At 47.5% G+C, this 25,398-nt stretch carries 21 protein-coding genes; 13 read left to right on the top strand and 8 right to left on the bottom strand.

Going from position 1 to position 25,398, the window contains the following annotated elements:
• Positions 1-12: 12 nt before the first annotated feature.
• Positions 13-2,838, bottom strand: coding sequence for a DNA polymerase I (gene polA, locus AOC28_RS05065; protein WP_072582857.1), 2,826 nt, complete (start codon positions 2,836-2,838; stop codon positions 13-15).
• 116 nt (positions 2,839-2,954) lie between these two features.
• On the opposite strand from polA, the gene AOC28_RS05060 reads away from it, so the two are divergent.
• Genes AOC28_RS05060 through AOC28_RS05050 form a run of 3 tightly spaced genes read left to right on the top strand, consistent with a single transcriptional unit; the run spans position 2,955 to position 5,099 of the window.
• The gene (locus AOC28_RS05060; RefSeq protein WP_237767737.1) at positions 2,955-3,326 is read left to right on the top strand and encodes a hypothetical protein; all 372 of its coding nucleotides are present in this window, start codon (positions 2,955-2,957) and stop codon (positions 3,324-3,326) included.
• 22 nt (positions 3,327-3,348) lie between these two features.
• Positions 3,349-4,323: a homoserine kinase gene (locus AOC28_RS05055; RefSeq protein WP_072582855.1), complete on the top strand. Its 975-nt coding sequence runs from the start codon at positions 3,349-3,351 to the stop codon at positions 4,321-4,323.
• Positions 4,320-5,099 carry a BPSS1780 family membrane protein gene (locus tag AOC28_RS05050; RefSeq protein ID WP_072582854.1) on the top strand — a complete coding sequence of 260 codons (780 nt, stop codon included), beginning with the start codon at positions 4,320-4,322 and terminating at the stop codon, positions 5,097-5,099. The genes AOC28_RS05055 and AOC28_RS05050 overlap by 4 nt, the downstream gene beginning before the upstream one ends.
• Before the next feature lie 8 nt (positions 5,100-5,107).
• On the opposite strand, the gene AOC28_RS05045 is transcribed toward AOC28_RS05050, so the two are convergent.
• Positions 5,108-7,474 carry a UvrD-helicase domain-containing protein gene (locus AOC28_RS05045; RefSeq protein WP_072582853.1) on the bottom strand — a complete coding sequence of 789 codons (2,367 nt, stop codon included), beginning with the start codon at positions 7,472-7,474 and terminating at the stop codon, positions 5,108-5,110.
• A gap of 24 nt (positions 7,475-7,498) precedes the next feature.
• Between AOC28_RS05045 and AOC28_RS05040 the strand changes: the two genes are divergently transcribed.
• Complete coding sequence (locus AOC28_RS05040; protein ID WP_072582852.1) at positions 7,499-10,390, top strand: valine--tRNA ligase; 2,892 nt, start codon at positions 7,499-7,501, stop codon at positions 10,388-10,390.
• 22 nt (positions 10,391-10,412) lie between these two features.
• Positions 10,413-11,303: a UTP--glucose-1-phosphate uridylyltransferase GalU gene (gene galU / locus AOC28_RS05035; RefSeq protein ID WP_072582851.1), complete on the top strand. Its 891-nt coding sequence runs from the start codon at positions 10,413-10,415 to the stop codon at positions 11,301-11,303.
• A 91-nt stretch (positions 11,304-11,394) separates the two neighbouring features.
• Here the strand turns inward: galU and AOC28_RS05030 are convergent, their stop codons facing one another.
• Positions 11,395-11,622, bottom strand: a complete 228-nt coding sequence (locus AOC28_RS05030) for a sulfurtransferase TusA family protein (protein ID WP_072582920.1) — start codon at positions 11,620-11,622, stop codon at positions 11,395-11,397.
• 14 nt (positions 11,623-11,636) lie between these two features.
• The gene (gene alaS, locus AOC28_RS05025; RefSeq protein ID WP_072582850.1) at positions 11,637-14,261 is read right to left on the bottom strand and encodes an alanine--tRNA ligase; all 2,625 of its coding nucleotides are present in this window, start codon (positions 14,259-14,261) and stop codon (positions 11,637-11,639) included.
• A 121-nt stretch (positions 14,262-14,382) separates the two neighbouring features.
• Between alaS and AOC28_RS05020 the strand changes: the two genes are divergently transcribed.
• From AOC28_RS05020 to AOC28_RS05010, 3 genes are all read left to right on the top strand, one after another.
• Positions 14,383-14,841, top strand: a complete 459-nt coding sequence (locus AOC28_RS05020; RefSeq protein WP_072582849.1) for a tripartite tricarboxylate transporter TctB family protein — start codon at positions 14,383-14,385, stop codon at positions 14,839-14,841.
• A gap of 18 nt (positions 14,842-14,859) precedes the next feature.
• Positions 14,860-16,362 (top strand): tripartite tricarboxylate transporter permease, encoded by a 1,503-nt coding sequence (locus AOC28_RS05015; protein WP_072582848.1) that lies wholly within the window; start codon positions 14,860-14,862, stop codon positions 16,360-16,362.
• Positions 16,363-16,445: 83 nt separating this feature from the next.
• Positions 16,446-18,218: a glutamine--tRNA ligase/YqeY domain fusion protein gene (locus AOC28_RS05010; protein ID WP_072582917.1), complete on the top strand. Its 1,773-nt coding sequence runs from the start codon at positions 16,446-16,448 to the stop codon at positions 18,216-18,218.
• Here AOC28_RS05010 and AOC28_RS05005 read toward each other — a convergent pair.
• Positions 18,199-19,095 (bottom strand): SDR family oxidoreductase, encoded by an 897-nt coding sequence (locus tag AOC28_RS05005; protein ID WP_237767736.1) that lies wholly within the window; start codon positions 19,093-19,095, stop codon positions 18,199-18,201. The genes AOC28_RS05010 and AOC28_RS05005 overlap by 20 nt on opposite strands.
• A 27-nt stretch (positions 19,096-19,122) precedes the next feature.
• On the opposite strand from AOC28_RS05005, the gene AOC28_RS05000 reads away from it, so the two are divergent.
• A complete protein-coding gene (locus AOC28_RS05000) occupies positions 19,123-20,163 on the top strand; it encodes a CDP-6-deoxy-delta-3,4-glucoseen reductase (protein WP_072582919.1) in 1,041 nt (346 codons plus the stop codon).
• Between the two features lie 77 nt (positions 20,164-20,240).
• The gene (locus AOC28_RS04995; RefSeq protein WP_072582847.1) at positions 20,241-21,434 is read left to right on the top strand and encodes an acetylornithine transaminase; all 1,194 of its coding nucleotides are present in this window, start codon (positions 20,241-20,243) and stop codon (positions 21,432-21,434) included.
• 3 nt (positions 21,435-21,437) lie between these two features.
• Here AOC28_RS04995 and ispH read toward each other — a convergent pair whose 3' ends face one another.
• Together ispH and AOC28_RS04985 are read right to left on the bottom strand one after the other, a co-directional pair.
• Positions 21,438-22,379 (bottom strand): 4-hydroxy-3-methylbut-2-enyl diphosphate reductase, encoded by a 942-nt coding sequence (gene ispH / locus AOC28_RS04990; protein ID WP_072582846.1) that lies wholly within the window; start codon positions 22,377-22,379, stop codon positions 21,438-21,440.
• Between the two features lie 3 nt (positions 22,380-22,382).
• A complete protein-coding gene (locus AOC28_RS04985) occupies positions 22,383-22,829 on the bottom strand; it encodes an FKBP-type peptidyl-prolyl cis-trans isomerase (RefSeq protein WP_072582845.1) in 447 nt (148 codons plus the stop codon).
• Positions 22,830-22,859: 30 nt separating this feature from the next.
• Here AOC28_RS04985 and radC point away from each other — a divergent pair, with 30 nt between their 5' ends.
• From radC to rpmG, 3 genes are all read left to right on the top strand, one after another.
• The gene (radC, locus tag AOC28_RS04980) at positions 22,860-23,555 is read left to right on the top strand and encodes a DNA repair protein RadC (RefSeq protein WP_237767735.1); all 696 of its coding nucleotides are present in this window, start codon (positions 22,860-22,862) and stop codon (positions 23,553-23,555) included.
• A 144-nt stretch (positions 23,556-23,699) separates the two neighbouring features.
• A complete protein-coding gene (rpmB, locus tag AOC28_RS04975; RefSeq protein WP_011903570.1) occupies positions 23,700-23,933 on the top strand; it encodes a 50S ribosomal protein L28 in 234 nt (77 codons plus the stop codon).
• An 11-nt stretch (positions 23,934-23,944) separates the two neighbouring features.
• On the top strand, positions 23,945-24,112 hold the full coding sequence (rpmG, locus tag AOC28_RS04970; protein ID WP_015421876.1) for a 50S ribosomal protein L33: 168 nt from the start codon (positions 23,945-23,947) through the stop codon (positions 24,110-24,112).
• Between the two features lie 90 nt (positions 24,113-24,202).
• On the opposite strand, the gene AOC28_RS04965 is transcribed toward rpmG, so the two are convergent.
• Entirely contained in the window at positions 24,203-25,396 is a 1,194-nt protein-coding gene (locus tag AOC28_RS04965) for an acyl-CoA desaturase (protein WP_072582844.1), read from the bottom strand.
• Between the last annotated feature and the right edge of the window lie 2 nt (positions 25,397-25,398).

Raw genomic sequence — 25,398 nt, 5'->3', positions numbered from 1 at the left:
CTCATTGAATACTTAGTGCGCTTCTTCCCAATTATCGCCAATCCCAATACTAACCACTAAAGGCACCTTTAACTGGGCGACATTGCACATCAAACCGGGTAATTTAGCTTGCACTAGCTCAAGCTCATCAAAAGGCACGTCTAGCACCAACTCATCATGAACCTGAAGTAAAAGCTTCGTCTTGAGCTGCTCCTTTTCGAGCCAGTCCTCAACGGCGATCATGGCCAATTTAATTAAGTCAGCAGCAGTACCTTGCATTGGGGCATTAATCGCTGCCCGCTCAGCTCCCTGGCGTCGCGGACCATTGGAACCCTTGATTTCTGGCAACCAAAGACGTCGCCCAAAGACCGTCTCTACATAACCATTCTCTCTTGCTTCGAGACGGGTGCGCTCCATATATTGAGCCACCCCTGGATAACGATCGAAGTATTTAGCGATGTAGTTTTGTGCAGCAGAACGCTCAATACCCAGATTGCCGGCTAAACCAAAAGCACTCATTCCGTAAATCAGGCCAAAGTTAATGACTTTGGCGTAACGACGTTGCTCAGAATTAACATCATCTAATGGGACACCAAAAATCTCTGCTGCCGTGGCTTGGTGAACGTCTTTACCTTCTTTAAATGCCGTTAATAGATTTTCATCTTCGGCAATATGCGCCATGATGCGCAACTCAACTTGGGAATAATCCGCTGACAATAATTTGCATCCGTCTGCTGGAATAAAGGCCTCACGAATACGACGACCCTCTTCTGTGCGCACTGGAATATTTTGCAAGTTTGGATCGCTTGATGCCAGGCGACCTGTAACTGCAGTAGCTTGAGAAAAGTTCGTATGAACGCGACCCGTCTTGGGATCGGCCATGCGAGGAAGCTTCTCAATATAGGTGGACATTAGCTTTGCCAAACTGCGGTAATCCAAAATGCGCGCAGGCAAGGGATAGTCTTCCGCTAGCTTCTGCAACACTTCCTCATCGGTAGAGGGTGCACCTGAAGGCGTCTTTTTAATTACCGGAAGCTCAAGTTGTCCAAATAAAATTTCTGCGATCTGCTTAGGTGACTGAATATTAAATGGCTGACCTGCTAGCTTGTGAATTTCGCCTTCTAACTCAAGCAAACGTTTGCCCACCTGCTGGCCTTGTTTGGCCAATAATGCTGAATCAATCCGAATACCGTTACGCTCCATGATGCCGAGCACACGCATAGCGGGCATTTCTACCTTTTCATAGATATAGAGCAAGCCTGAGTTTTCCTGAATCTGTGGCCATAACTCCAAATGCAGACGCAAAGTAATATCGGCATCTTCTGCCGCATAGTCTGTTGCAATTTGGAGATCGACTTGATCAAAACCAATCTGGTGGACGCCTTTGCCGCACACCTCTTCATAGCGAATGGTTTTCATGCCCAGATGGCGTTCAGCCAAGCTGTCCATATTGTGGGGCATGTGCGACTCGAGCACATATGACTCTAGCAAGGTATCGAATGCAACACCCTTTAAGGTAATGTCATAGTTTGCAAAGATATGAGCATCGTACTTTAAGTTTTGACCTACTTTTAAATGCGTTGCGCTTTCTAACCAAGGCTTCATGCGCGCAAGCACTAAGTCACGATCAAGTTGTACCTCACCGTTGCGGTGAGCAACTGGAATGTAACAAGCTTCACCCGGCTTTACTGATAAAGAAATTCCAACAAGTTCTGCCGCAAGCGCATCAAGACTAGTAGTTTCCGTATCAACTGCCGTTAACTCAGATGCCTCAATCTTCTTAAGCCACTTCTCTAAACTCGCTTCGTCCACGACGCATTCGTAGTGACGCTCGACCGCATCTTGTGAGTCTCGAGTTTCTTGTGACAAATCTTTAGTCGGCGAGCCAGCAATCACGCGTGTCTTTTTTTCTTTATCTGCTCCGCCCTCAGAGGAAGAAATTGGGCTACCTGCCAAATCAAAGCTTGCTGGCTCAGCCTTACTATCCGGGCTTGTGAGCTGCTTTTCCACGTCACGCAACCAAGTCTTAAATGCATAGCGCTCAAATAATTCACGTAATAAAGGCGCGTCTTCAGACTTGGCATGCAAGTCATCTAAGCTTGGTAAATGGGGCGATAAATCACAATCGGTTTTTACCGTAATGAGTTGACGAGCTTGCGGCAACCAAGGAAGCGTAGCGCGCAAGTTTTCACCAACTACGCCTTTAACTTGATCGGCATTTGCCATCAAGTTATCGAGATTACCAAATTCCGCTAGCCATTTATTGGCCGTCTTTGGTCCCGCCTTCGGAACACCTGGCACGTTATCGACGGTATCGCCGATGATAGATAAATAATCCACAATCAATTCTGGTGGTACGCCAAACTTTTCTTTGACACCTTCGATATCTAGCTTTTCATTTGTCATCGTATTGATGAGGGTGACTGAAGGATTTACCAGTTGCGCCAAATCTTTATCGCCCGTGGAGATGATGGTTTCCCAACCCGCTTGCGTAGCTTGGCAAGCCAAAGTCCCAATGACGTCGTCCGCCTCAACGCCGGAGACCATCAATACGGGCCATCCTAAAGCCTTCACCATGGCATGAATTGGCTCAATCTGTTTAAGCAAATCCTCAGGCATGGGGGAGCGATGCGCCTTGTATTCTGAGTACATTTCGTCGCGGAAGGTCTTCCCTTTAGCATCAAAAACACAGGCAATATGGTCGGCCTTAAGCTCAGATCGGGCCCGGCGCATCATATTCACCATGCCATAAATAGCCCCAGTAGGCTCTCCAGCCCCATTTCTGAGGTCTGGCATGGCGTGGAAGGCGCGATAGAGGTAGCTAGAGCCGTCTACCAACAAGAGTCTATGTTTAGTCATACCGCAATCGTACAATCTAGTTGTGAATTGCCTACAGGTCTGGTTAGGGAACCGACCGAGAGTAGGCTTGAAAAGGTGAAAAAATGCATTATTTAACGAACTTAATTAGCCGCTCAATGAGTCAAAGCCTAACCCTAATGAGTTTTTTGGTGGTTTTTGGACTTTTTGGCACCACTTCAGCCCACGCTCAGAATAACAGCCAGGCACTGAGCCCATCAGAATTAAACCGTATCAATAGTCAGCCACTCGCACCTGCTGTGAGCGCAAGTGGGGCGACATCCAACCCTGAGCAACGCAAGCCAAACTATCAATACCGAGACAAAAACGGCACCACCGTTACCGAATATAAGGATGTCAATTCTCCAACACAGGTAGATGTAAAAACGCCATACACCAGCTATGAAATGGCACCACCCACATCTGTGATGCCAGGACCTCCAAAAGATACAGATCTGATCAGCGTTCCTAGCGTCAGCATTCCCTTTTAATTTAAAAAGCATTTACTGATTTATGGCTGTATTTACCCCGATTGAGCTTGAAGATATTTCTCAATGGATTACTCAAGACTTTGATATCGGCCAAGCCACTGAAATTCGTGGCATTCATGGTGGTATTGAAAACTCTAATTTTTTCTTAGATACCACCAAGGATGGCAAGAAGCGGGAATATGTTTTAACAATCTTTGAAAGATTGTCTGCGGAACAACTTCCTTTCTATTTAGAGTTAATGCGCCACCTGGCAAACAAAGGTGTGCCTGTACCCAAGCCGATTGAAAACAAACAGGGCAACATTCTCTTTACCCTCAAAGGCAAGCCGGCAGCCATTGTTACCAAGCTACCAGGCCTTTCCAGACTCCAACCAGAAGCCAATCATTGCGCTCTTGTTGGCGGGATGCTAGCGAAGATGCATTTGGCTGGAAAGGATTTTCCAAAGTCCCAAGAGAATCTTCGTAGCCTTGCTTGGTGGCAGAAAACAATACCTTCGGTATTGCAACATTTAAGCACGCCCCAGAAAGAACTCATTACTCATGAGTTAAAAACTCAAGAGGAATTTTTTGCCTCAGGCACCTATGATGGATTGCCGCAAGGGGCGAGTCATTGCGATCTCTTCCGCGACAATGTTTTATTTGACCCCAAAGGATCTGATATCTCTCAAGATCAATTGGGCGGCTTCTTTGATTTTTACTTTGCCGGCACTGATAAATGGCTATTTGATATCGCCGTCACCGTCAATGACTGGTGTCTTGCTGATAACAAGCAAGATTTAGATCCTATTCGCTTAGACGCGTTCATGAAAGCCTATCAGTTGGTTCGCCCTCTCACCAAAGAAGAGCAAGTTAGCTGGCCACTCATGTTGCGTGCAGCAGCTTTACGCTTCTGGGTTTCAAGACTCTGGGACTTCTATTTGCCGCGTGATGCGCAGATGCTTACCCCGCATGACCCTACGCACTTTGAACGTATTCTTTTAAGTCGCCGCTCACTATGAAACTGAATTCCGTAGCACCCAAAGAAGGCTACACCTGGATTAGACAAGGCATTTGGCTCTTTAAACAAAATCCCTTGGGCTTTTTAATGCTGGTCTTTATGTACGTCTTTGCAGCGCAGCTAGCAGTCGTCGTTCCAGTGATTGGCGTCTTTGCAGTGCTTCTGCTCACGCCAACTCTTTCAGTTGGATTCATGACGGCTTGCCGCCAAGGCATTCAAAAGGAGCGCATTAGGCCGATGGTCTATTTGATAGCCCTGCGGTCTGGCCCTATCGTGCGAAAAAGAATTCTGCAATTAGGCCTGGTGTATGCCGGCATGATTTTGTTGCTCAGCTTTATCTTAAGTCTCTTAGTTGACTTTGAATTACTGCTTCCACTGATGACTAGTGATAAACCTATCACGCCCGAGGCTTTGCGTCAGGTTTACTTGGTGCTTTGCTTTGGCGCGATACTGTACATACCAGTAGCGATGTTGATGTGGTTTTCACCAGTCTTGGTTGCATGGACCGATATGTCTGTGCCACAAGCACTCTTCTCTAGCGCATTAGCGTGCTGGGCCAATAAAGCCGCATTCTTTCTGTATCTAGCCATTTGGAGCGCCATTCTGATTGCCATTCCGCTAACAGTGGGAATGATTTTTGATGCGCTTGATCTGGGGCAGGCAGCCTCGTTCATCATCGCCCCGATTTCTATGGCGGGCTTGACGATAATGCACTGCTCTTTTTATGCGACTTGGAAAGCTTGCTTCACAGAAGATGAAGTGGTGTTACCTGTTTAATTAATTTATCAGTCAATCGCAGCAAGCTTCGCAATACTCAGCTGTAACCACTTGATGCCATGACGCTTGAAATTAACCTGCGCCCTTGCATCAGCATCTACACCTTCTAAACCAGTCACGCGTCCTTCACCGAACTTCGTATGAAAGACATTCTGCCCAATGGTGAATGGATAATTGCCGCGAGGTGGGGAGGCTAGTCTTTTCACCTCCATCGACGCTGAACCAACTCGCTTCGCCGGTCTTTGACGTTCAGAGCCTGAATCAAAAAAGTCATTCGACTCATATTCGCGTTGACGGGTATAACCATCTTGCCAAGTAGATCCTGATCTTGAGTTTCCACCGCCCCAGCGTGCATCTCTTGCTTTAGGAGTAAGCCATTTCAATGAGTCGGATGGGAGCTCTTCTAGGAAGCGGGAAGGCATGTTGTAGCGTACTTGGCCATGCAACATACGAGATTGGGTGTGTGAGAGATACAGTCGCTCCTTCGCACGCGTAATCGCCACATACATCAGACGACGCTCTTCTTCTAAGCCATTCTGCTCGTTCACACTGTTCTCATGCGGGAATAAACCTTCCTCGAGACCGGTAATGAACACCGAAGTGAACTCTAAGCCTTTTGCTGAGTGCACTGTCATCAGTTGGACGGCATCTTGCCCTGCTTGGGCTTGATTGTCACCAGCCTCCAATGAAGCATGGGATAAGAAGGCCGCCAAAGGTGAAACCTCTACAACGCCTGGAGCATTCTCTCCCGGCAACATTGCAGCGGCTGCGTCTTGACCGTAACCTTCTTCGGCAATAAAGGCAGTGGCAGCGTTAATCAATTCTTGTAAGTTCTCGACGCGATCCTGTCCTTCGCGCTCAGAGAGGTAATGCTGAATCAAGCCACTATGCTGAATTACAAATTCGACTGTTTCTGGCAAAGTGTTGTGACGCGTAGCTTCACGCATGTGATCTACTAAACGCACAAATCCACTAAGTGCGGCGCCGGCTTTGCCTTCTAAAGTAGAGGCAGCTAAATATAAAGAACACTGTTGTGCTCTGGCAGCATCTTGTAAGGCTTCGATTGATCTTGCACCAATTCCGCGGGTTGGAAAATTCACGACTCGAGAGAATGAAGTGTCGTCATTCGGATTTTCGAGCAAGCGTAAGTATGCGAGTGCATGTTTAATTTCAGCACGTTCGAAGAAGCGCAAACCGCCATACACACGATACGGAATACCCGCAGAAAATAATGCGTGCTCAATAATGCGTGACTGGGCATTACTACGATAGAGCAAAGCTACTTCAGTACGCTTGATACCACTATTGACTAAAGCCTTGATTTCGTCCACCAGCCAAGCGGCTTCGGCATGATCGCTCGGTGCTTCATAGATACGGACTGGCTCGCCATGACCAGCATCCGTTCGCAGGTTTTTACCCAGGCGCTCAGAGTTATTCGCAATCAGGTGATTTGCCGTATCTAAAATATGGCCGTGTGAGCGATAGTTCTGCTCTAACTTCACCATCAATGGGTGATATTGCTTTTCATAGAGACGCATATTTTCAACGTCGGCGCCACGGAATGCATAAATACTTTGATCATCATCCCCCACCGCAAAAACGGAACTACTACCCATGCCACTGACATTGATGCGACTTGCGTCATGACCCGATAACAATTTAAGCCATGCATATTGCAAAGCATTGGTATCTTGAAACTCATCAATCAAAATATGACGAAAGCGCTCTTGATAGTGAGTCCGAATCGCCTCGCTATGTTTGAGTAATTCATAACTGCGCAATAAGAGTTCAGCAAAATCCACCACACCTTCGCGCTGACATTGTTCATCGTAAGCCGCATACAGTTGCGCCATCTTGGCTTGGAAGTCATCGCCCAGCGCTAAATCTTTTGCGCGTTGACCGCGCTCCTTGGCGTGGGCAATAAAGTATTGCAACTGCTTTGCAGGATATTTTTCATCATCGACTTTTAAGCCCTTTAAAAGGCGCTTAATTGCAGAGAGCTGATCTTGGGTATCCAAGATTTGGAAAGTCGACGGTAAACCCGCTTCCTTGTGATGAGCACGCAATAAACGGTTACAAAGACCATGAAAGGTGCCAATCCACATCCCACGTGTATTAATCGGCAGCATGGCACTGAGACGCAGCATCATCTCTTTGGCGGCCTTATTGGTGAAGGTCACCGCTAGGACGCCAATAGGGGATACCTGGCCGGTCTGAATCAACCAGGCTATACGGGTGGTGAGGACGCGGGTCTTGCCGCTCCCTGCCCCAGCCAAAATCAAGGCTGACTGGGCTTGGCCATTTTCGTGGACGGGCGGGAGGGTCACTGCCTCGCGCTGTTCTGGATTGAGGTTCGCGAGCAAGTCTGAGTACATCAGCCCAATTATAATTTGCCTCTTATGCCAAATGCCTCAAATACCCCTAATTCACCAGCGGCCAGCTCAGCGGACGAGCTCGCCAAATCCTACGAACCCGCCCCGATAGAGGCCTACTGGGGTCCAGAGTGGGAACGTCGAGGTATCGCCGACTCGACTATGGATGAGGGCAAGGGTGACTTTTCTATTCAGCTGCCACCGCCTAATGTGACCGGCACCCTGCATATGGGTCACGCATTCAATCAAACCATCATGGATGGCTTGGTACGTCATGCGCGCATGTCAGGCAAAAATACTTTATGGGTACCGGGCACCGATCATGCCGGTATTGCGACTCAAATTGTTGTGGAGCGTCAACTCGATGCGCAAAAAGTTTCTCGCCACGACTTAGGCCGCGACAAGTTTTTAGAAAAAGTATGGGAGTGGAAAGAAACTTCCGGCAACACGATTACCCGCCAAATTCGTCGCTTAGGTGCTTCGATCGATTGGGGCAAAGAATATTTCACGATGGACAGTAAGATGTCCAAGGCAGTTGTCGAAGTATTTGTCCGCCTACATGAACAAGGTTTGATTTACCGCGGTAAACGCTTGGTGAACTGGGATCCTGTTTTGGGTACGGCAGTTTCTGATTTAGAAGTAGTGAGCGAAGAAGAAGATGGATCGATGTGGCATATACGCTATCCATTAACCGATGGCTCTGGCCACCTCACTGTTGCCACTACACGTCCAGAAACCTTATTAGGCGACGTTGCTGTCATGGTGAACCCAGAAGATGAGCGCTACAAGCATCTTATCGGCAAGTCAGTAAACTTGCCTTTGTGTGATCGCCAGATCCCCGTGATTGCTGATGACTATGTTGATTTGAACTTTGGCACTGGAGTTGTGAAGGTAACTCCCGCACATGACTTTAATGACTATGCAGTAGGTCAACGTCATCAACTACCCATGATCAACATCCTCACTTTGGATGCCAAAATTAATGAGAATGCTCCAGCCGCCTATCAAGGCATGGAAAGATTCGCAGCACGCAAACAAGTAGTTTCTGATTTAGAGGCTGCTGGTTTATTGGAAAAAGTTCAGCCACATAAATTAATGGTGCCACGCGGTGATCGCACCCAAACCATCATTGAACCAATGCTCACTGACCAATGGTTTGTGGCGATGTCTAAACCTAGTCCCGATAATAAGTATCAACCAGGCTCCTCGATTGCTGGTGCTGCCTTGGATGCGGTAACCAAAGGTGATATCAAGCTGGTTCCAGAGAACTGGATCAATACCTATACTCAGTGGTTAGAAAATATTCAAGACTGGTGCATCTCCCGTCAACTCTGGTGGGGTCATCAAATCCCCGCTTGGTATGGCGATGATGGACAAATTTTTGTCGGTCGCTCTGAGGAAGAGGCTAAAACGAAAGCTGCTGCCGCTGGATACACCGGCAAACTCAACCGTGACCCTGACGTTCTGGATACTTGGTTCAGCTCTGCGCTCGTACCATTTAGCTCTTTAGGTTGGCCAGAAGAAACGCCTGCTTTAAATCACTTCCTACCTTCATCTGTTTTGGTGACTGGTTTTGACATCATCTTCTTCTGGGTAGCACGCATGGTTATGATGACCTGCCACTTCACTGGAAAAGTACCATTCCACACTGTCTATGTGCATGGCCTAGTGCGCGATGCTGAAGGTCAGAAGATGAGCAAGTCCAAAGGCAACACTTTGGACCCAATCGATTTGATTGATGGCATCAAGATTGAGGAGTTGGTAGGCAAGAGAACTACCGGCCTCATGAATCCAAAACAAGCCGAGAGTATTAGCAAGAAAACAAAAAAAGAGTTTCCGGATGGTATTCCTGCGTTTGGCACTGATGCCCTGCGCTTTACTTTTGCCTCTTTGGCTTCGCTGGGTCGCAATATTAACTTTGATCAAAAGCGTTGCGAAGGCTATCGCAATTTCTGTAACAAACTTTGGAATGCCACTCGCTTTGTGCTCATGAATTGCCCTGGTGGCGATGAAGACAATGGCTTTGCACCTTGTGATAACCAATGCGGTCCCGATGGCTATTTGGATTTTTCACCAGCTGATCGTTGGATCGTTTCACAACTCCAAAGAACTGAAGCCGAAGTGGCCAAAGGCTTTGAAGCTTATCGCTTTGATAATATTGCCAGCAGCATTTACCAATTTGTTTGGGATGAGTATTGCGATTGGTATCTAGAGCTTGCTAAGGTGCAATTACAGACTGGCACTCCAGCACAACAACGCGCCACTCGCCGTACCCTCTTGCGCGTTTTGGAAACTATTTTGCGCATGGCGCATCCTTTAATTCCATTTATTACCGAAACGCTTTGGCAGACTGTTGGCCCTAAATCTGGAAAAGTTTTAGCCCAGCAAGAAAAACAAACCATTGCGCTCCAACCTTATCCTGTTGCTCAGCCTGAAAAGATTGATGAGAAGAGTGAAGCCTGGGTTATGCAGATCAAAGCAATTGTGGATGCCTGCAGAAATCTTCGTGGCGAGATGCAGGTTCCTCCTGGTCAAAAAGTGCCTCTCTGGATCTGCGGTCCAAAAGAGTTCCTGGAAAAAGCGACGCCTTATCTTATGGCCCTTGCTAAATTAACTGAGGTCAAAATCTACGGTGATGAATCTGCTTTAGAAAAAGATGCTCCCGGAGCACCAATTGCTTTGGTGGGTAATATCAAACTTCTTCTCAAGATTGAAGTGGATGTTGCTGCTGAGCGCATTCGCCTTGGCAAGGAAATTGAGCGTCTAGCTAATGAAATCAATAAAGCCAAGGGCAAATTAACCAATGAAAGCTTTGTGGCACGCGCCCCAGCCGAGGTTGTTGCCCAAGAAAAACAGCGTCTTGCAGGCTTTGAGCAAAACCATGAGAAGCTAGCTGCACAATTAGAGCGTCTCAAATAAAAACGATTAGAACGGACCATCCATGTCAATCCATTTCGGCTCCAAAAAAGTAACTAAGGCTGTATTTCCCGTTGCGGGATTTGGCACACGCTTTTTGCCTGCCACTAAAGCCAGCCCAAAAGAAATGCTCAATGTCGTGGATAAGCCGCTGATTCAATACGCTGTTGATGAAGCTGTTGCAGCTGGAATTACTGAGCTCATTTTTGTTACGGGTCGCAGCAAGCGCGCCATTGAAGATCACTTTGATAAAGCCTACGAGTTAGAGGCAGCCCTAGAAGCAAAGAATAAACAGGACCTTCTTCAACTTGTTCGCAGCGTTAAACCTGATAATGTAGACTGCATCTACATTAGACAAGCTGAACCATTGGGCTTGGGACATGCGGTTTTATGTGCTGCCAGAGTAGTTGGTGATGAACCATTTGCAGTTATTTTGGCCGACGACCTTTTGGATGGGCAACCGCCAGTTCTCTCTCAAATGCTCAAAGTGTATGAAGAGCAAGAGGGATCTGTTTTGGCAGTGGAAAAAATCGATCCTGCCAAAAGCAGCTCATACGGAATAGTCTCAGGAGATGAGGTCAGCAAAGGCATTTATCGCCTCAATGGCATCGTTGAGAAACCAAAGCCAGCAGATGCGCCTTCTGACCTCGCGGTAGTCGGGCGCTATGTGCTCTCAGCAAAGATTTTTGACCATATCCGCAATGTAAAACCTGGTGCCGGCGGAGAAATTCAACTCACCGATGCCATTGCTGCATTACTAAAAGAAGAGCCTGTATTTGCTTACAAATATGATGGTGTTCGTTATGACTGCGGTAGCAAGTTGGGCTACCTCAAGGCCTCTGTAGATTTCGCGCTGCGCCACCAAGAAGTGGGTGAGGAATTTGCAGAGTACTTAAAAAGCTGGTCTTTAAAGTAATCCTCTGGGGTTAGATATACAAAAAGGCAGAGATTAATCTCTGCCTTTTTGTTTGATTACTTACCAAGAAGTATAAGCGTCAGAATTTTTCTTATCTGCGCTTCATAAAGAAAACCAGTACATCACCTTCTGTAGTGCTTGCAAGCAACTCATTACCAGTTTGCTTGGCAAATGCAGGGAAGTCATGAGCGGCGCCCGCATCGGTTGCCTTAATCTTCAAGACCTCACCTGACTGCATCGTTGCCAAGGCTTTTTTAGTGCGCAGGATAGGCAATGGACAGTTCATGCCAATTGCATCTACCTCTGCATTAAAAGCAATATTCACTGGTTCACTCATTTGCTTGCTATCCAGTCTTTAACGCCGTCCAAGGCCTCACCCAGCTTACTAGGATCAGTTCCGCCGGCCATCGCCATTTCTGGTTTACCGCCGCCTTTACCGCCCACTTGTTGGGCAACAAAGTTCACGAGATCGCCTGCCTTTACTTTGCCAATCGAATCAGCCGTCACGCCTGCGATCAAACTCACCTTATCACCCTGCACCGAGGCCAACACAATGGCAGCAGTCTTCAACTTTGCCTTGAGAGCATCCATGGTTTCACGAAGCACGCCAGCATCAGCGCCATCAAGTCGAGCAGCAATGACTTTAATGCCATTTACATCGATGGCTTGACCTGCTAACTCATCGCCCTGGCTGGCAGCTAACTTAGAGTTCACTTTTTCTAAATCGCGCTCCGCTTGACGCAGGCTTTCTTGAAGTTGCGCAACGCGATTGACCAAATCACCAGGGTGGGTTTTGAGAATCGCCGCAGCTTCATTGATCTTGTCTTCCAAACCTTGCAAGAAATGCAGCGCGTTATTACCGGTCACAGCCTCAACGCGGCGGATACCAGCGGCAACACCGCCCTCCGAAACAATCTTCAAGCTACCGATATCGCCGGTGCGACCTACGTGAGTGCCGCCACAGAGCTCTTTAGAAGAACCGATCTCCAGCACACGCACTTCAGCGCCATACTTCTCACCAAAGAGCATCATGGCGCCAGTCTTTTGGGCATCATCCAAAGACATGACCTTGCCTGAAGTAGCGGTATTTTCCAGAATCTCTTGATTCACAATATCTTCAATGCGACGAATTTGCTCAGCCGTAATAGGTGCGTTGTGAGTAAAGTCGAAACGGGTCTTAGTGGCATCTACCAATGACCCTTTTTGTTGCACATGATCGCCCAGCACTTCACGTAAGGCTTTGTGCAAGATATGAGTAGCGCTGTGGTTACGCATCGTATCGGTTCTTTGCTGCACATCTACCAAGGCATTAAGCGCATCGCCGACCTTAAGCTCGCCCTCATGTAATTCGCCTTGATGGCCAAATACATCAGCCTGAATCTTGAAGGTGTCATCCACTGAGAAGCGCACAGTTTCATTACGCAACTCACCTTTATCGCCTACTTGGCCACCAGATTCCGCATAAAAAGGCGTGTTATCTAATACGATCACCGCTGCATCGCCAGCCTTCACTGAGGCGACCTCAGAGCCATCCACATAAAGGGCTGTGACTTTGGCGCCTTCATGCTTTAAGGTGTCATACCCATGAAATTGCGTAGGCTTACCCTTGTAATCAAGCCCTTGAGCTACCTTGAATTTGCCTGCGGCTCTTGCTTGATCACGTTGCTTCTGCATCGCCACTTCAAAACCTTCGGCATCAACAGTAACGCCACGCTCACGACAAACGTCAGCGGTTAAATCCAATGGGAAACCAAAAGTGTCATGCAAACGGAAAGCAGTTTCTCCATCGACTACTTTTGCGCCGCCAGCTAAAGCACCATCCAAAATTTCCATGCCATTAGCAATCGTTTGGAAGAAGCGCTCTTCTTCTTGCTTAATGACTTCACTGACTTTGTCTTGTGCGGCGCGCAACTCTGGATAGGCTTCGCCCATCTCTTTGACAAGCGCAGGCACCAACTGATAAAAGAATGGTTTACGTGCCCCTAACTTATAACCATGACGAATCGCGCGACGCGCAATGCGACGCAATACATAACCACGACCGGCATTACCTGGAATGACGCCATCAACGACAATGAAGCTACATGCGCGGATATGGTCTGCAATCACTTTGAGTGATGGGCTTTGTGCATCACAGTTTTCACCACCCGCCGCATCAACCGCATCCTTAGAAGCCTTAAGGAGATTGACGAAAAGGTCGATCTCATAATTGGAGTGAACATGCTGCAACACTGCTGCAATGCGCTCAAGACCCATGCCTGTATCAACGCTAGGCTTAGGTAGCGGATGCATTACACCGGCCTCATCGCGGTTGTACTGCATGAAGACGTTATTCCAAATTTCGATGAAGCGATCACCATCTTCATCAGGACTTCCAGGAGGGCCGCCAGGAATATGCTCACCGTGATCGTAGAAAATTTCAGTGCAAGGTCCGCAAGGGCCTGTGTCACCCATCATCCAAAAATTATCCGATGCGTAACGCGCGCCCTTGTTATCCCCAATGCGAATAATGCGATCGGCGGGCACACCAATTTGCTTATTCCAAATGTCATAAGCCTCGTCATCTTCAGCATAGACAGTGACTAGGAGTTTTTCTTTTGGCAACTGGAAAACTTGGGTCAATAAATCCCAGGCAAATTGAATAGCGTCCTTCTTGAAATAATCTCCAAAAGAGAAATTACCCAACATTTCAAAAAAGGTATGGTGACGCGCGGTGTATCCGACGTTATCCAAGTCATTGTGCTTTCCACCGGCTCGGATGCACTTCTGAGCAGTCGTCGCGCGGTTATATGGGCGCTTATCGAAGCCCAAAAACACATCCTTAAATTGGTTCATGCCTGCATTAGTAAATAGCAGGGTTGGGTCATCCCCTGGCACTACTGGGCTGGAAGGGACGATTTGGTGACCTTTTTGGGCAAAGAAGTCCAGATAGGCCTGGCGAATTTGGGAGACTTTCATGGCAATAATTATCGCATTGGCACCTGTCTAGGGCAAACCCTAGACAAGATCCCCGTATCCTGCCTTACAATCGCTCAACATCAATAAATCGACAAATAAGTCGGTAATTAAGGAGCGCAACTTGGAAATTCGTAATCAAAAAGATTTTGGGGCCGGCCTAATGTATATGGTCATTGGTCTCTTTTTTACCTTCATGGCTACCCAGTACCCAATGGGAACTCCCGCCAAAATGGGGCCTGGATACTTCCCCTTCTGGCTTGGCCTAGTTATGACAGCCCTGGGCTTAATAATCCTAGTGAAGTCACTCAGTGCCAAAGCAGCGATTGAAAAAATCCCTCCTTTCAACTGGAAGGTCATTGGCCTCATTACTGGATCCGTCATTGCATACGGCGCCCTCCTACCAACGATGGGCTTTATCGTAGCGGTCTTCGTTTTGGTATTTATGTCAGCCAGCGCAAGTCATGAATTTCATTGGAAAGGCACTTTAATCAATGCCACATTTCTAATTGTTTTCACTTATTCGGTATTCGTTTTGGGTCTGAAATTGCAGTTCCCATTACTGCCTTTCTTTCTTCAATAACGTACCGGGATACTGAAAATGGACTTATTTGCTAATTTAGCTCTCGGTTTTGATACCGCGTTTACATTACAAAATCTTCTTTACTGTCTGATCGGCTGTGTATTGGGAACCCTGATTGGCGTGTTGCCAGGCTTGGGTCCAATCGCCACTATTGCCATGTTATTGCCAGCTACTTATGCCTTGCCTCCAATCGCTGCATTGATTATGTTGGCTGGTATTTACTACGGCTCACAGTACGGTGGCTCTACAACAGCGATTCTGTTGAACATCCCAGGAGAAACATCCTCGGTGGTTACGGCGATCGATGGCTACCAAATGGCCAGAAATGGTCGAGCTGGTGTTGCATTGTTCACTGCCGGCATGGGTTCATTCTTTGCGGGTTGCGTGGCAACTTTAGTGTTGGCCGCTTTTGCTGCACCCCTCTCACAGTTGGCATTTAAATTTGGGCCCGCTGAATATTTCTCTCTCATGGTCTTGGGTTTGATTGGTGCAGTGGTCTTAGCATCCGGCTCTCTGATCAAAGCGATCGGCATGATCGTCTTGGGTCTTCTAATGGGCTTGATCGGCACCGACGTTAACTCGGGTGTATCGCGTTATGCGTTTGATATTCCTGAATTAAGTGACGGTATTGGTTTCGTAGCTGTTGCTATGGGTGTATTCGGTTTCGCAGAAATCATGGGCAACCTTGAGAAGACCGATGAGGACGAAGGCTTCCTCAATAAGATGACCACCATGATTCCTACCAAGGAAGACGTCAAACGCATGATTCCGTCTATCTTGCGTGGTACTTTTATTGGCTCAATTTTAGGCATCCTGCCAGGCGGAGGAGCAGCCTTGGCATCTTTCGGCGCCTACTCTGTCGAGAAGAAATCCTCCAAATACAGCCATGAGTTTGGTAAAGGTGCGATTGAGGGTGTAGCTGGTCCAGAGTCAGCCAACAATGCTGCTGCTCAAACATCATTTATTCCTTTACTTACCTTAGGTATCCCACCAAACGCAGTGATGGCATTAATGGTTGGCGCGATGACTATTCATAATATTCAGCCTGGCCCACAAGTCATGACCAGCAACCCTGCTTTGTTCTGGGGTCTGATCGCTTCCATGTGGATTGGTAACGTGATGTTGATTCTCTTGAACTTGCCCTTGATTGGTATCTGGGTAAAGTTACTGAAGATTCCTTATCGCTTCATGTACCCAGCCATTCTGGTTTTCTGCTGTATCGGCGTCTATACCGTAAACAACACTGTGTTTGACGTATACGTGACCGCTGCCTTCGGCATCATTGGTTACCTCTTCTTCAAACTGGGTTGCGAACCGCCTCCTTTGCTTTTGGGCTTCGTACTTGGACCAATGATGGAAGAGAACTTCCGCCGCGCATTATTGTTATCCCGTGGCGATTTCACTACCTTCTTGACTCGTCCACTTTCCTTGGGATTACTGATTGCATCAGCACTCTTGGTGGTCATGGTTACCTTGCCGGCAGTCAAGAAGACTCGCGAAGAGGCGTTTGTCGAAGACTGATTGTCTTAGACCTACCGGAAACGAGCCCGCAGCTGTTTGCGGGCTTTTTCTTTATGGGCCGGGGTTTTCTCTACAATGTGGCTATGTCCCAAGATAGCAAACCCTCCAAAGCAAATGCCGGCGCTGTAGCCGAATCGTCTAATTTCTTGCGTCAGATCATCGATCATGATTTGGCAAGCGGGGCTTTTGCACAGCGCACCAATCTTGCTGGGGAATCTATCCCATCGATCATCACCCGCTTTCCACCAGAACCTAATGGCTACTTACATATTGGTCACGCTAAAAGCATTTGTCTGAACTTTGGATTAGCTGCTGATTACAACAATCAAGCTGGGGGTGCGCGCTGCAATATGCGTCTAGATGACACCAACCCAGTTAAAGAGGATGTGGAATACGCCGACAGCATTTTGGATGCAGTGAAGTGGCTAGGTTTTGATTGGGGAACCCATCTTTATCACGCAAGCGACTACTTTGACAAACTCTATGAGTTTGCTGAAATCTTGATTCAGAATGGCAAAGCGTATGTCGATAGCCAAAGTGCTGATGACATTCATACCAATCGAGGTAACTTTGGCCAAGCTGGAAAAAATAGTCCTTACCGCGATCGCAGCCCAGAAGAGAATCTCTCCTTGTTCCGCGAAATGCGTGATGGGAAGTTCAAGGATGGCGAGCATGTATTGCGCCTGAAAATTGACATGACGCATCCCAACATTGTGATGCGTGATCCCGTGGTTTACCGCATCCGCCATACCGATCACCACCGCACTGGCAGCAAATGGTGCATTTACCCTTTATATGACTTCACACATTGCATCTCTGACGCATTAGAGAATGTCTCCCACTCCATCTGCACACTAGAGTTCGAGAACAACCGCCCCTTGTACGATTGGATTGTGAATTCATTAAAAGAATTGGGTGTCTTTAAAGACCCGGTGCCACATCAATATGAGTTCGCACGCCTCAACCTGACTTACACCATCACCAGCAAACGTAAGTTACTGCAGCTTGTAGAAGAAAAGCATGTTGAGGGTTGGGATGATCCTCGAATGCCAACCATCGTAGGCATTCGTCGCCGTGGTTACACCCCTGAAAGTATTCGCTTATTTTGCGAGCGCATTGGTGTCTCTAAAGCTGATAGCTGGATTGATATGAGCACCCTTGATCAAGCATTACGCGATGATCTAGAAGTCAGGGCTCCACGCGCTACTGCGGTACTCAAACCACTCAAGCTCGTAGTGGAAAACTTTGATGCCTCAGTAAAAGAAGCATGCTCTGCTCCACGCCATCCGAATCAACCCGAGTGGGGCAATCGTGAATTTCATTTCACGCGCGAACTGTGGATTGAAGCAGACGACTTTATGAAGGAACCCATCAAGGGATTCTTCAGACTTTATCCACCGATTGGAGATCAGCCTGGTAGCCGTGTTCGCTTACGCCATGGCTTTGTAGTGGAATGCACTGGTTTTGAAACCGACGCACAAGGGAATGTCACCCAAGTCAACGTGACACACTTTCCCGATAGCAAGAGCGGCACCGCTGGCTCTAATAACTACAAGGTCAAGGGCAATATTCACTGGATTAGCGCGGCTGAAGCGATTCCTGCAGAAGTGCGTCTATACGATCACCTGTTTAGCGACCCCCACCCAGATAGTGGTGACAAGAATTTCTTAGAATCGATCAATCCAAATTCAAAGCAAACAATTGCCGCTTACTTAGAACCCTGCATGAAAGATGCCAAAGCAGAAGATCAATTCCAGTTCGAGCGTCACGGCTACTTTGTTGCAGACAAGAATGACTCCAAACCTGGCAAACCAGTATTCAACCGTACGGTTGGCCTCAAGGATTCCTGGAAATAGTTTTTAGAAAATGTCCTACGCTGGGATAGCGTAGCGGTGTTTTTAATTCCGGTAGGCGCTGATTGGTAACCCTGCGTGACTCGCGCATAAAGGACCAAAGCATCGGACTAACAATTTTTTGCAACTCGCCGCCAGGCAATCTGGCTGGCCTTTCCAGACCAAAAGCATCCGCCACTTCATCAAAGTAATCACCCATTTTGGTCTCGCCACCATCACAGGCATTAATGATGCGCTGGGGTTTGCCGTGATAAACCGCTGCACACACTAACCTTGCCAAATCATCGCTGTGAATATGATTGGAATAAGCATCTTCCTCTGGCAGCAATGCGGGTGTTTGCGCCTGAAGCCTCTCAATCGGCAAGCGGTCTGCCGCATAAATTCCCGGGACGCGCAAAATAGTCAAAGTCACTCCATGGGCGGGCGCCCATAAACGGAGAATTCTCTCGGCATCCACCCTTCTTTGCGCACGCTCACTTTGGGGGTTTACTGGGGTAGCCTCACTCACCTTTCCACCCCTATGATCACCGTAAACACCCGTGGTGCTGATATAAATCAGGCGCCTGACGGCATTGGAGCCTTGGGCTAAAATTCGGAGAAGGTTGCGGGTTCGGCAATCACGATTTCCACCATTTTGCGGTGGCGCTAGATGAATGACGGTTTGAGCTAAACCGCTAAGGCGCCATAAAGACTCTGGATGATCCAGATTACCCAAAATAGGAATCGCGCCAACCGCCCTCAACTCCTGAAAGCGATTTTGTTGAGAAGTGAGCGCAAAGACACGGTGGCTTCGCGAAAGTTGTTTGGCTACCCGAAGACCGATGTCTCCGCAGCCAATAATCAGGATTGAAGGCTTACCAAAAGATTGCATAAGTGACATCGTAACGATTTATTGAAAGGAATGAGAGTGTCTTATCAGGTCACGCTCAAAACGAGCGGCAAACAATTTACTGTCAATTCAGATGAAAATCTTCTGGAGGCCGCTCTTCGTCAAGGTATCAACCTGCCCTATGGCTGCAAAAATGGTGCCTGTGGCTCTTGCAAAGGTAAAGTTTTAGAAGGTCAAGTCACTCATGGCCAGCATAGTGAAAGCGCTCTGAGCAAGGCCGATGAGACTGCGGGTGGCATTCTGTTTTGCTGCTCCCATCCCCAATCAGACCTGCTGATTGAAGCTCGTGAAGTCCAAGGAGCGGGCGATATTGCGATTCGTAAGGTGCCTTGCCGAGTCAACGCGATTACCAAACCTAGTGATGATGTTGCCATTCTCAAGCTTCAATTACCCGCTGCAGAACGCTTTCAGTTCTTAGCTGGGCAGTATTTGGAGTTTCTCCTTAAGGATGGCCAACGCCGCGCTTACTCAATCGCCATCGCGCCTGAGCAAGAAGGTCCGCTTGAGTTGCATATTCGTCATTTGCCAGGCGGCCTCTTTACTGACTTTGTGTTTGGTGCCATCACGCCCGCATTAAAAGAAAAAGATATTCTTCGTTTTGAAGGTCCCTTGGGGAGCTTTTTCTTAAGAGAAGATTCTAAGAAACCAATTATTTTTGTTGCAGCTGGCACGGGCTTTGCCCCAATCAAATCCATCATCGAACAAATGCGGGCGAAAAAGATTCATCGACCCATTCATTTGTATTGGGGTGGCCGTCGCCCTAGTGATCTGTATTTAGATGATTTGTGCAAAGCCTGGGAAAAAGAAATTGCTGACTTTAAATACATCCCAGTGATTTCAGATGCCTTTGCAGAGGATGGCTGGCAAGGTCGCACTGGCTTTGTGCATCAAGCTGTGATGACTGACCATCCTGATATGAAGGGCTTCCAGGTCTATGCCTGTGGCGCCCCGGTCATGGTCAATGCCGCCAGAAATGACTTCTCATCCAAGTGTCAATTACCAGAGGAGGAGTTCTTTGCTGACTCCTTCACCAGCGCGGCTGATGTAGCCACCGCATAAGTCCTGCGCCATAAAACCCATTCGGTTAGATAATAGAAACTTCATTTCACCCTGTCACCCTCACCCCTTAAATCAGCATGAATAAGCCAACCCAGACGATCGATACCCACTCAGTCATGTTTATTACACCGCGCCCTGATGTGATCATGGTCGAAGGTAAGGGTTCATGGCTCACTGATAACAATGGGAAACGCTATTTGGATTTCTTGCAAGGCTGGGCCGTTAATTGCTTAGGTCACTGCAACCCAGGAATGATTGAGGCGCTCAATAAACAAGCGAAGACGCTCATTAATCCTAGTCCGGCATTCTTTAACGAACCGATGATTGCCTTATCCAATCTACTGACTGAGAACAGCTGCTTTGACAAAGTCTTCTTTGCCAATAGCGGAGCTGAAGCGAATGAAGGCGCCATTAAATTAGCGCGCAAATGGGGCCAACTCAATAAATCTGGCGCATTTGAGATCATCACGTTTGATCACAGCTTTCATGGCCGCACACTAGCCACAATGAGCGCCTCTGGAAAGCCAAACTGGGACACGATGTTTGCTCCGCAAGTAGCAGGCTTTCCTAAAGCGGATTTAAATGATTTAGAGTCAGTTAAGAAACTTGTGACCGACAAAACCGTTGCAGTCATGCTTGAACCCGTGCAAGGCGAGGGTGGCGTGATTCCAACGACTCAAGAATTTATGCGTGAACTACGTAAGTTCACTAAAGAAAATAATATTCTGTTAATTGCCGATGAAGTACAGGCTGGTTGCGGCCGTACCGGCGCGCTCTTTGCTTACCAAAACTACGGCATCGAGCCAGACATCATGACTTTGGGCAAAGGTATTGGTGGAGGCGTTCCTCTAGCAGCCCTATTGGCAACAGATGCGGTAGCTTGCTTTGTACCTGGCGATCAAGGTGGAACCTATAACGGCAACCCCCTCATGACTGCTGTTGGTATTAGCGTCATTGAGCAACTATTAGCCCCAGGTTTTTTAGATAGCGTCAAAGCTAAAGGTGAATTACTTAAGTCTGAATTACTCAAGCTTTGTGCAGAATTTAACCTTGAAGGTGAGCGTGGCGAAGGATTACTGCGCGCATTGATGCTTGGAAAAGATATTGGCCCAAAACTGGTTGATCTTGCCAGAGATCGCAGCCCCGAAGGATTGTTGATTAATTCACCAAGACCAAACTTGTTGCGCTTTATGCCTGCTTTAAATGTATCAGACGATGAAATTCGTCAGATGTGTAATATGCTGCGTGAGCTGCTAAAGCAAGTCGACTAAGCTCTACCCAATTAGATTTTTGGGTAGAGAGAAAGTCACTTCCTCTATTACCCCATTAAGTGCCCGAACCTGTCTGGGGCCGAACTCCTGAATGCGACTCACAATCGATTGCGCCAAACTCTCTGGCGCTGATGCGCCCGCAGTTAAACCAACCCGTTTTTTACCAGCAAACCATTCTGGCTTGAGCTGCTCTGGTGCATCCACCATGTAAGAAGGAACGCCTAGCTTTTCAGAAAGCTCACGCAAGCGATTAGAGTTCGAGCTTGTCGCACTTCCCACCACAATAACGACCTCAACCTGAGGCGCCATAAATTTCACAGCATCTTGACGATTCTGAGTGGCATAACAAATATCTTGCTTGCGGGGCTGAACAATATTGGGAAACTTCATCGTTAGCGCATCGACAATTTCTTTTGTCTCATCTACCGAGAGTGTTGTCTGGGTAACAAATGCAATCTTTTCGTCGGCCGGGAAAGGCAAAGATCCCACATCGCCAACTCTCTCGATTAAGAAGACGCCCTCTTTCACCTGCCCCATCGTTCCCTCGACTTCAGGGTGACCCGCATGACCAATCATCAATACCGTGAAGCCGTCTTTACACATCTTGACAACTTCAAGATGAACTTTAGTTACCAAGGGACATGTAGCGTCATATACCTGCAAACCCCGCGCCTCGGCATCCTTGCGAACTTCCTGAGAAACCCCATGAGCACTAAATACAACAATGCCGCCTTTGGGAACCTCATGCAATTCATCTACAAATACCGCGCCCTTATCGCGCAACTCATTGACTACATAGGCGTTGTGAACAATTTCATGGCGCACATATATTGGTGCGCCAAAACGATTGAGCGCCTCATTAACGATGTTGATGGCACGATCTACGCCTGCGCAAAAACCACGCGGCTGAGCCATCAAAATTTCTGGTTGATTAGAGTCGCTCATGATTTACAAAATCGCCACAATCTCTGCTTCAAAGGTAACCGGTCTGCCAGCCAATGGATGGTTAAAGTCAAACCAGGCACCCTCTTCATTAATCGATTGCAGCACGCCTGCATATTGAGCGCCACCAGGCGCATTGAACTCAATCACATCCCCAGGATTAAATTCCACATCATCATCGCGACCTTCTTTAAGCGCCTTCAAAGATACCCATTGCACCAAATCTTCTTTGCGCTCACCAAAACTTTCTTCTGGCGCAAGCAGCGCACTTTTTTTCTCGCCAACACCTAAACCTAGCAACACATTCTCAAAGCAAGGAGCAAATTGTCCAGACCCCATCAAAACCGTCGCAGGACGATCGACAAAAGTGTTGATGTAATCCTCCCCGCTGGGCAAAGTGAGCCGATAGTTGAGAGTCAGGTAGGAATTAGGCAAAACAGTAAGCTTGGTCATAAGGTGATTGTATCTAGGCCCACGCTGGCTGTGCACTCTCCCATTACAGACTGGCCAAAAAATCAGCAGCCTCGAGAAAAACTCCGCCTAAATGGCGCGGCGGCTCTTTCTGATGCGGAGCTACTGGCCATCTTTTTGCGGGTTGGGGTTAGGGGCAAAAGTGCTGTTGCCCTAGCCAAGGATCTCCTGCATCACTTTGGTAGCCTCCCGAAACTATTGGCCAGCACCCCTGAAGAATTCACGCGCCTCCATGGCATGGGGCTTTCTAAATGGTCTCAAATTCAGGCGGCATATGAGCTAGTTAAGAGAAGCCTAGAGGATGGCTTGACCCATGACCCCATCTTTTCATCGCCTAACCACGTCAGAGAGTTCTTGCAGGCCAAAATTGGCCGCCTCCCCCATGAGGTCTTTCTATGCCTCTACTTAGACTCCCGACTTCACTTGATTGAGTGTGATGAGCTTTTTAGGGGGTCTATTGCCCAAACAGCCATCTACCCCCGTGAAATCCTAAAAGAAGCCCTTGCTAAAAATGCTAGCGCCCTCATCGTTGCCCATAACCATCCCAGCGGCAATCCATTACCGAGCGAAGCAGATCAAAAACTCACCAAAGTACTAGCAAATGCCTTGCAACTGGTAGATATTCAGCTCCTGGATCACTGTATTGTTAGTGGCAGCGGTTTTTTCTCTTTTTCTGACTCTGGGCTTATGGATATTGGACTTGAATGATAGTAAATGCTAACTTGATAGGCAATTTTCTGCCTAGATACCCCCTTTGTGCTCAATTCCCCCCAAACAAAGCCATTTAGGGCTAGCCGAAAATAGGCTGAGACTGATACAATCTTCTTTTTTCGCAATTAATGGAGTTATGTCATGGCAAAAGTTTGCCAAGTCACTGGGAAGAAGCCGATGGTTGGCAACAATGTATCCCATGCAAACAATAAAACGAAGCGTCGCTTTTTGCCGAATTTGCAAAATCGTCGTTTCTGGGTTGAATCTGAAAACCGTTGGATTAGCTTGCGCTTAACCAATGCTGGTTTGCGCGTTATCGACAAGAACGGCATCGATGCTGTGTTGTCTGATCTTCGTGCACGTGGCGAAATTTAAGGAGCGCACAAATGGCTAAAGGCGGCAGAGAAAAAATCAAGTTAGAGTCATCAGCAGGTACTGGTCACTTCTACACAACTTCAAAAAACAAGCGTACAAAGCCTGAGAAAATGGAGATCATGAAGTTTGATCCAACCATTCGCAAGCACGTTGCTTACAAAGAAACAAAGCTGAAGTAATTACTTCTTTCAGCAAATAAAAAACCCGCTACATCAGCGGGTTTTTTATTGTCTAGAAATTCTTCTAAGCGCTTGGTTTGAAATTTTTCTTTAAGCGTAACGACGCAATCTCAATGAGAACTCACGTAGGCTTGTTAAGCCACTTTCTTCAGCGCGCTGACACCAGACGTGCAACTGAGAGAGTAACTGCTCTTTAGTGGCATTAGAGCGACCCCAGATAGCCTGTAGATCACGACGCATCTCAATCATCTTGCGTAGCTGAGCATTACTCGCCATGAGCTCCTCAAGCTTTACTTTCTCTTGCTCAGTTAAACGAGTTTCATCTTTGGCCAGCCAAGTACGCGCATCAGTTAAATGCGTAGCTAAGACCTGCATATGCTGCACTTCATTACTAAAGAAGTTGCGCAATGTCTTGCTGTAGCGCGCCATAATTTCATAGCGGTTTGCAATGATGGCTTCTAAAGTGCTCTGGTCAGCAGGACGCAAATCGCTTAGTAACGGCTTAGGCGGCGTCTTCTTCACAGTAGCCAAGCCAACTGAACTCATGATCTGAATATACATCCAACCAATATCAAACTCATACCACTTGTTCGACAGCTTCGCGCTCGTTGCAAAGGTGTGATGATTATTGTGTAGCTCTTCGCCACCAATCAAAATACCCCAAGGCACAATATTTCGGGAGGCATCTTCGTTATCAAAATTACGGTAGCCCCAATAGTGACCGATACCGTTAATGATGCCAGCTGCAGTAATCGGAATCCAGAGCATTTGTACTGCCCAAACTGTTAAGCCAATCGCGCCAAACAAAAATACATCGATGATGAGCATGATGGCAACGCCCTGCCAAGAAAACTTGGAGTAGATGTTGTGCTCGATCCAATCATCTGGAGTGCCGTGACCAAACTTATCCAAGGTCTCTTGATTGGCTGCTTCTTGTTTATAGAGTTCTGCGCCACGAGAGAGCACTGTATTAATACCCAAAACCTGTGGGCTATGAGGATCATCAACAGTTTCACATTTAGCGTGATGCTTGCGATGAATCGCCGCCCACTCTTTGGTAAGCATGCCGGTTGTTAGCCAAAGCCAAAAACGGAAGAAGTGAGAAACGATCGGATGCAGATCCAATGCCCGGTGCGCTTGGCAGCGGTGTAAGAAAATGGTCACCGCAGCAATCGTGATGTGCGTAACGATTAAGGTGAAAACAACTATCTTCCACCATGACCAATCCAAATATCCATTAGCAAGCCAATGGAGGAACAAATCAAAACCTGAAGCTGTATTCAAAA

The sequence above is a fragment of the Polynucleobacter sp. MWH-Adler-W8 genome, assembly GCF_001889925.1.
In the GTDB taxonomy this organism is placed as follows: Bacteria; Pseudomonadota; Gammaproteobacteria; order Burkholderiales; family Burkholderiaceae; genus Polynucleobacter.
This window is presented reverse-complemented; position numbering and strand designations above follow the sequence as displayed.

Bases quoted from the DNA above. Each gene is read 5' to 3' on its own strand.
- AOC28_RS05010 (WP_072582917.1), top strand. From the start codon at position 16,446: ATGTCCCAAGATAGCAAACCCTCCAAAGCAAATGCCGGCGCTGTAGCC.
- AOC28_RS04985 (WP_072582845.1), bottom strand. From the start codon at position 22,829: ATGACCAAGCTTACTGTTTTGCCTAATTCCTACCTGACTCTCAACTAT.
- rpmG (WP_015421876.1), top strand. From the start codon at position 23,945: ATGGCTAAAGGCGGCAGAGAAAAAATCAAGTTAGAGTCATCAGCAGGT.
- polA (WP_072582857.1), bottom strand. From the start codon at position 2,838: ATGACTAAACATAGACTCTTGTTGGTAGACGGCTCTAGCTACCTCTAT.
- AOC28_RS05015 (WP_072582848.1), top strand. From the start codon at position 14,860: ATGGACTTATTTGCTAATTTAGCTCTCGGTTTTGATACCGCGTTTACA.
- AOC28_RS05050 (WP_072582854.1), top strand. From the start codon at position 4,320: ATGAAACTGAATTCCGTAGCACCCAAAGAAGGCTACACCTGGATTAGA.
- ispH (WP_072582846.1), bottom strand. From the start codon at position 22,379: ATGAGCGACTCTAATCAACCAGAAATTTTGATGGCTCAGCCGCGTGGT.
- galU (WP_072582851.1), top strand. From the start codon at position 10,413: ATGTCAATCCATTTCGGCTCCAAAAAAGTAACTAAGGCTGTATTTCCC.
- alaS (WP_072582850.1), bottom strand. From the start codon at position 14,261: ATGAAAGTCTCCCAAATTCGCCAGGCCTATCTGGACTTCTTTGCCCAA.
- AOC28_RS05045 (WP_072582853.1), bottom strand. From the start codon at position 7,474: ATGTACTCAGACTTGCTCGCGAACCTCAATCCAGAACAGCGCGAGGCA.
- AOC28_RS05055 (WP_072582855.1), top strand. From the start codon at position 3,349: ATGGCTGTATTTACCCCGATTGAGCTTGAAGATATTTCTCAATGGATT.
- rpmB (WP_011903570.1), top strand. From the start codon at position 23,700: ATGGCAAAAGTTTGCCAAGTCACTGGGAAGAAGCCGATGGTTGGCAAC.
- AOC28_RS04995 (WP_072582847.1), top strand. From the start codon at position 20,241: ATGAATAAGCCAACCCAGACGATCGATACCCACTCAGTCATGTTTATT.
- AOC28_RS05040 (WP_072582852.1), top strand. From the start codon at position 7,499: ATGCCAAATGCCTCAAATACCCCTAATTCACCAGCGGCCAGCTCAGCG.
- AOC28_RS05060 (WP_237767737.1), top strand. From the start codon at position 2,955: ATGAGTCAAAGCCTAACCCTAATGAGTTTTTTGGTGGTTTTTGGACTT.
- AOC28_RS05005 (WP_237767736.1), bottom strand. From the start codon at position 19,095: ATGTCACTTATGCAATCTTTTGGTAAGCCTTCAATCCTGATTATTGGC.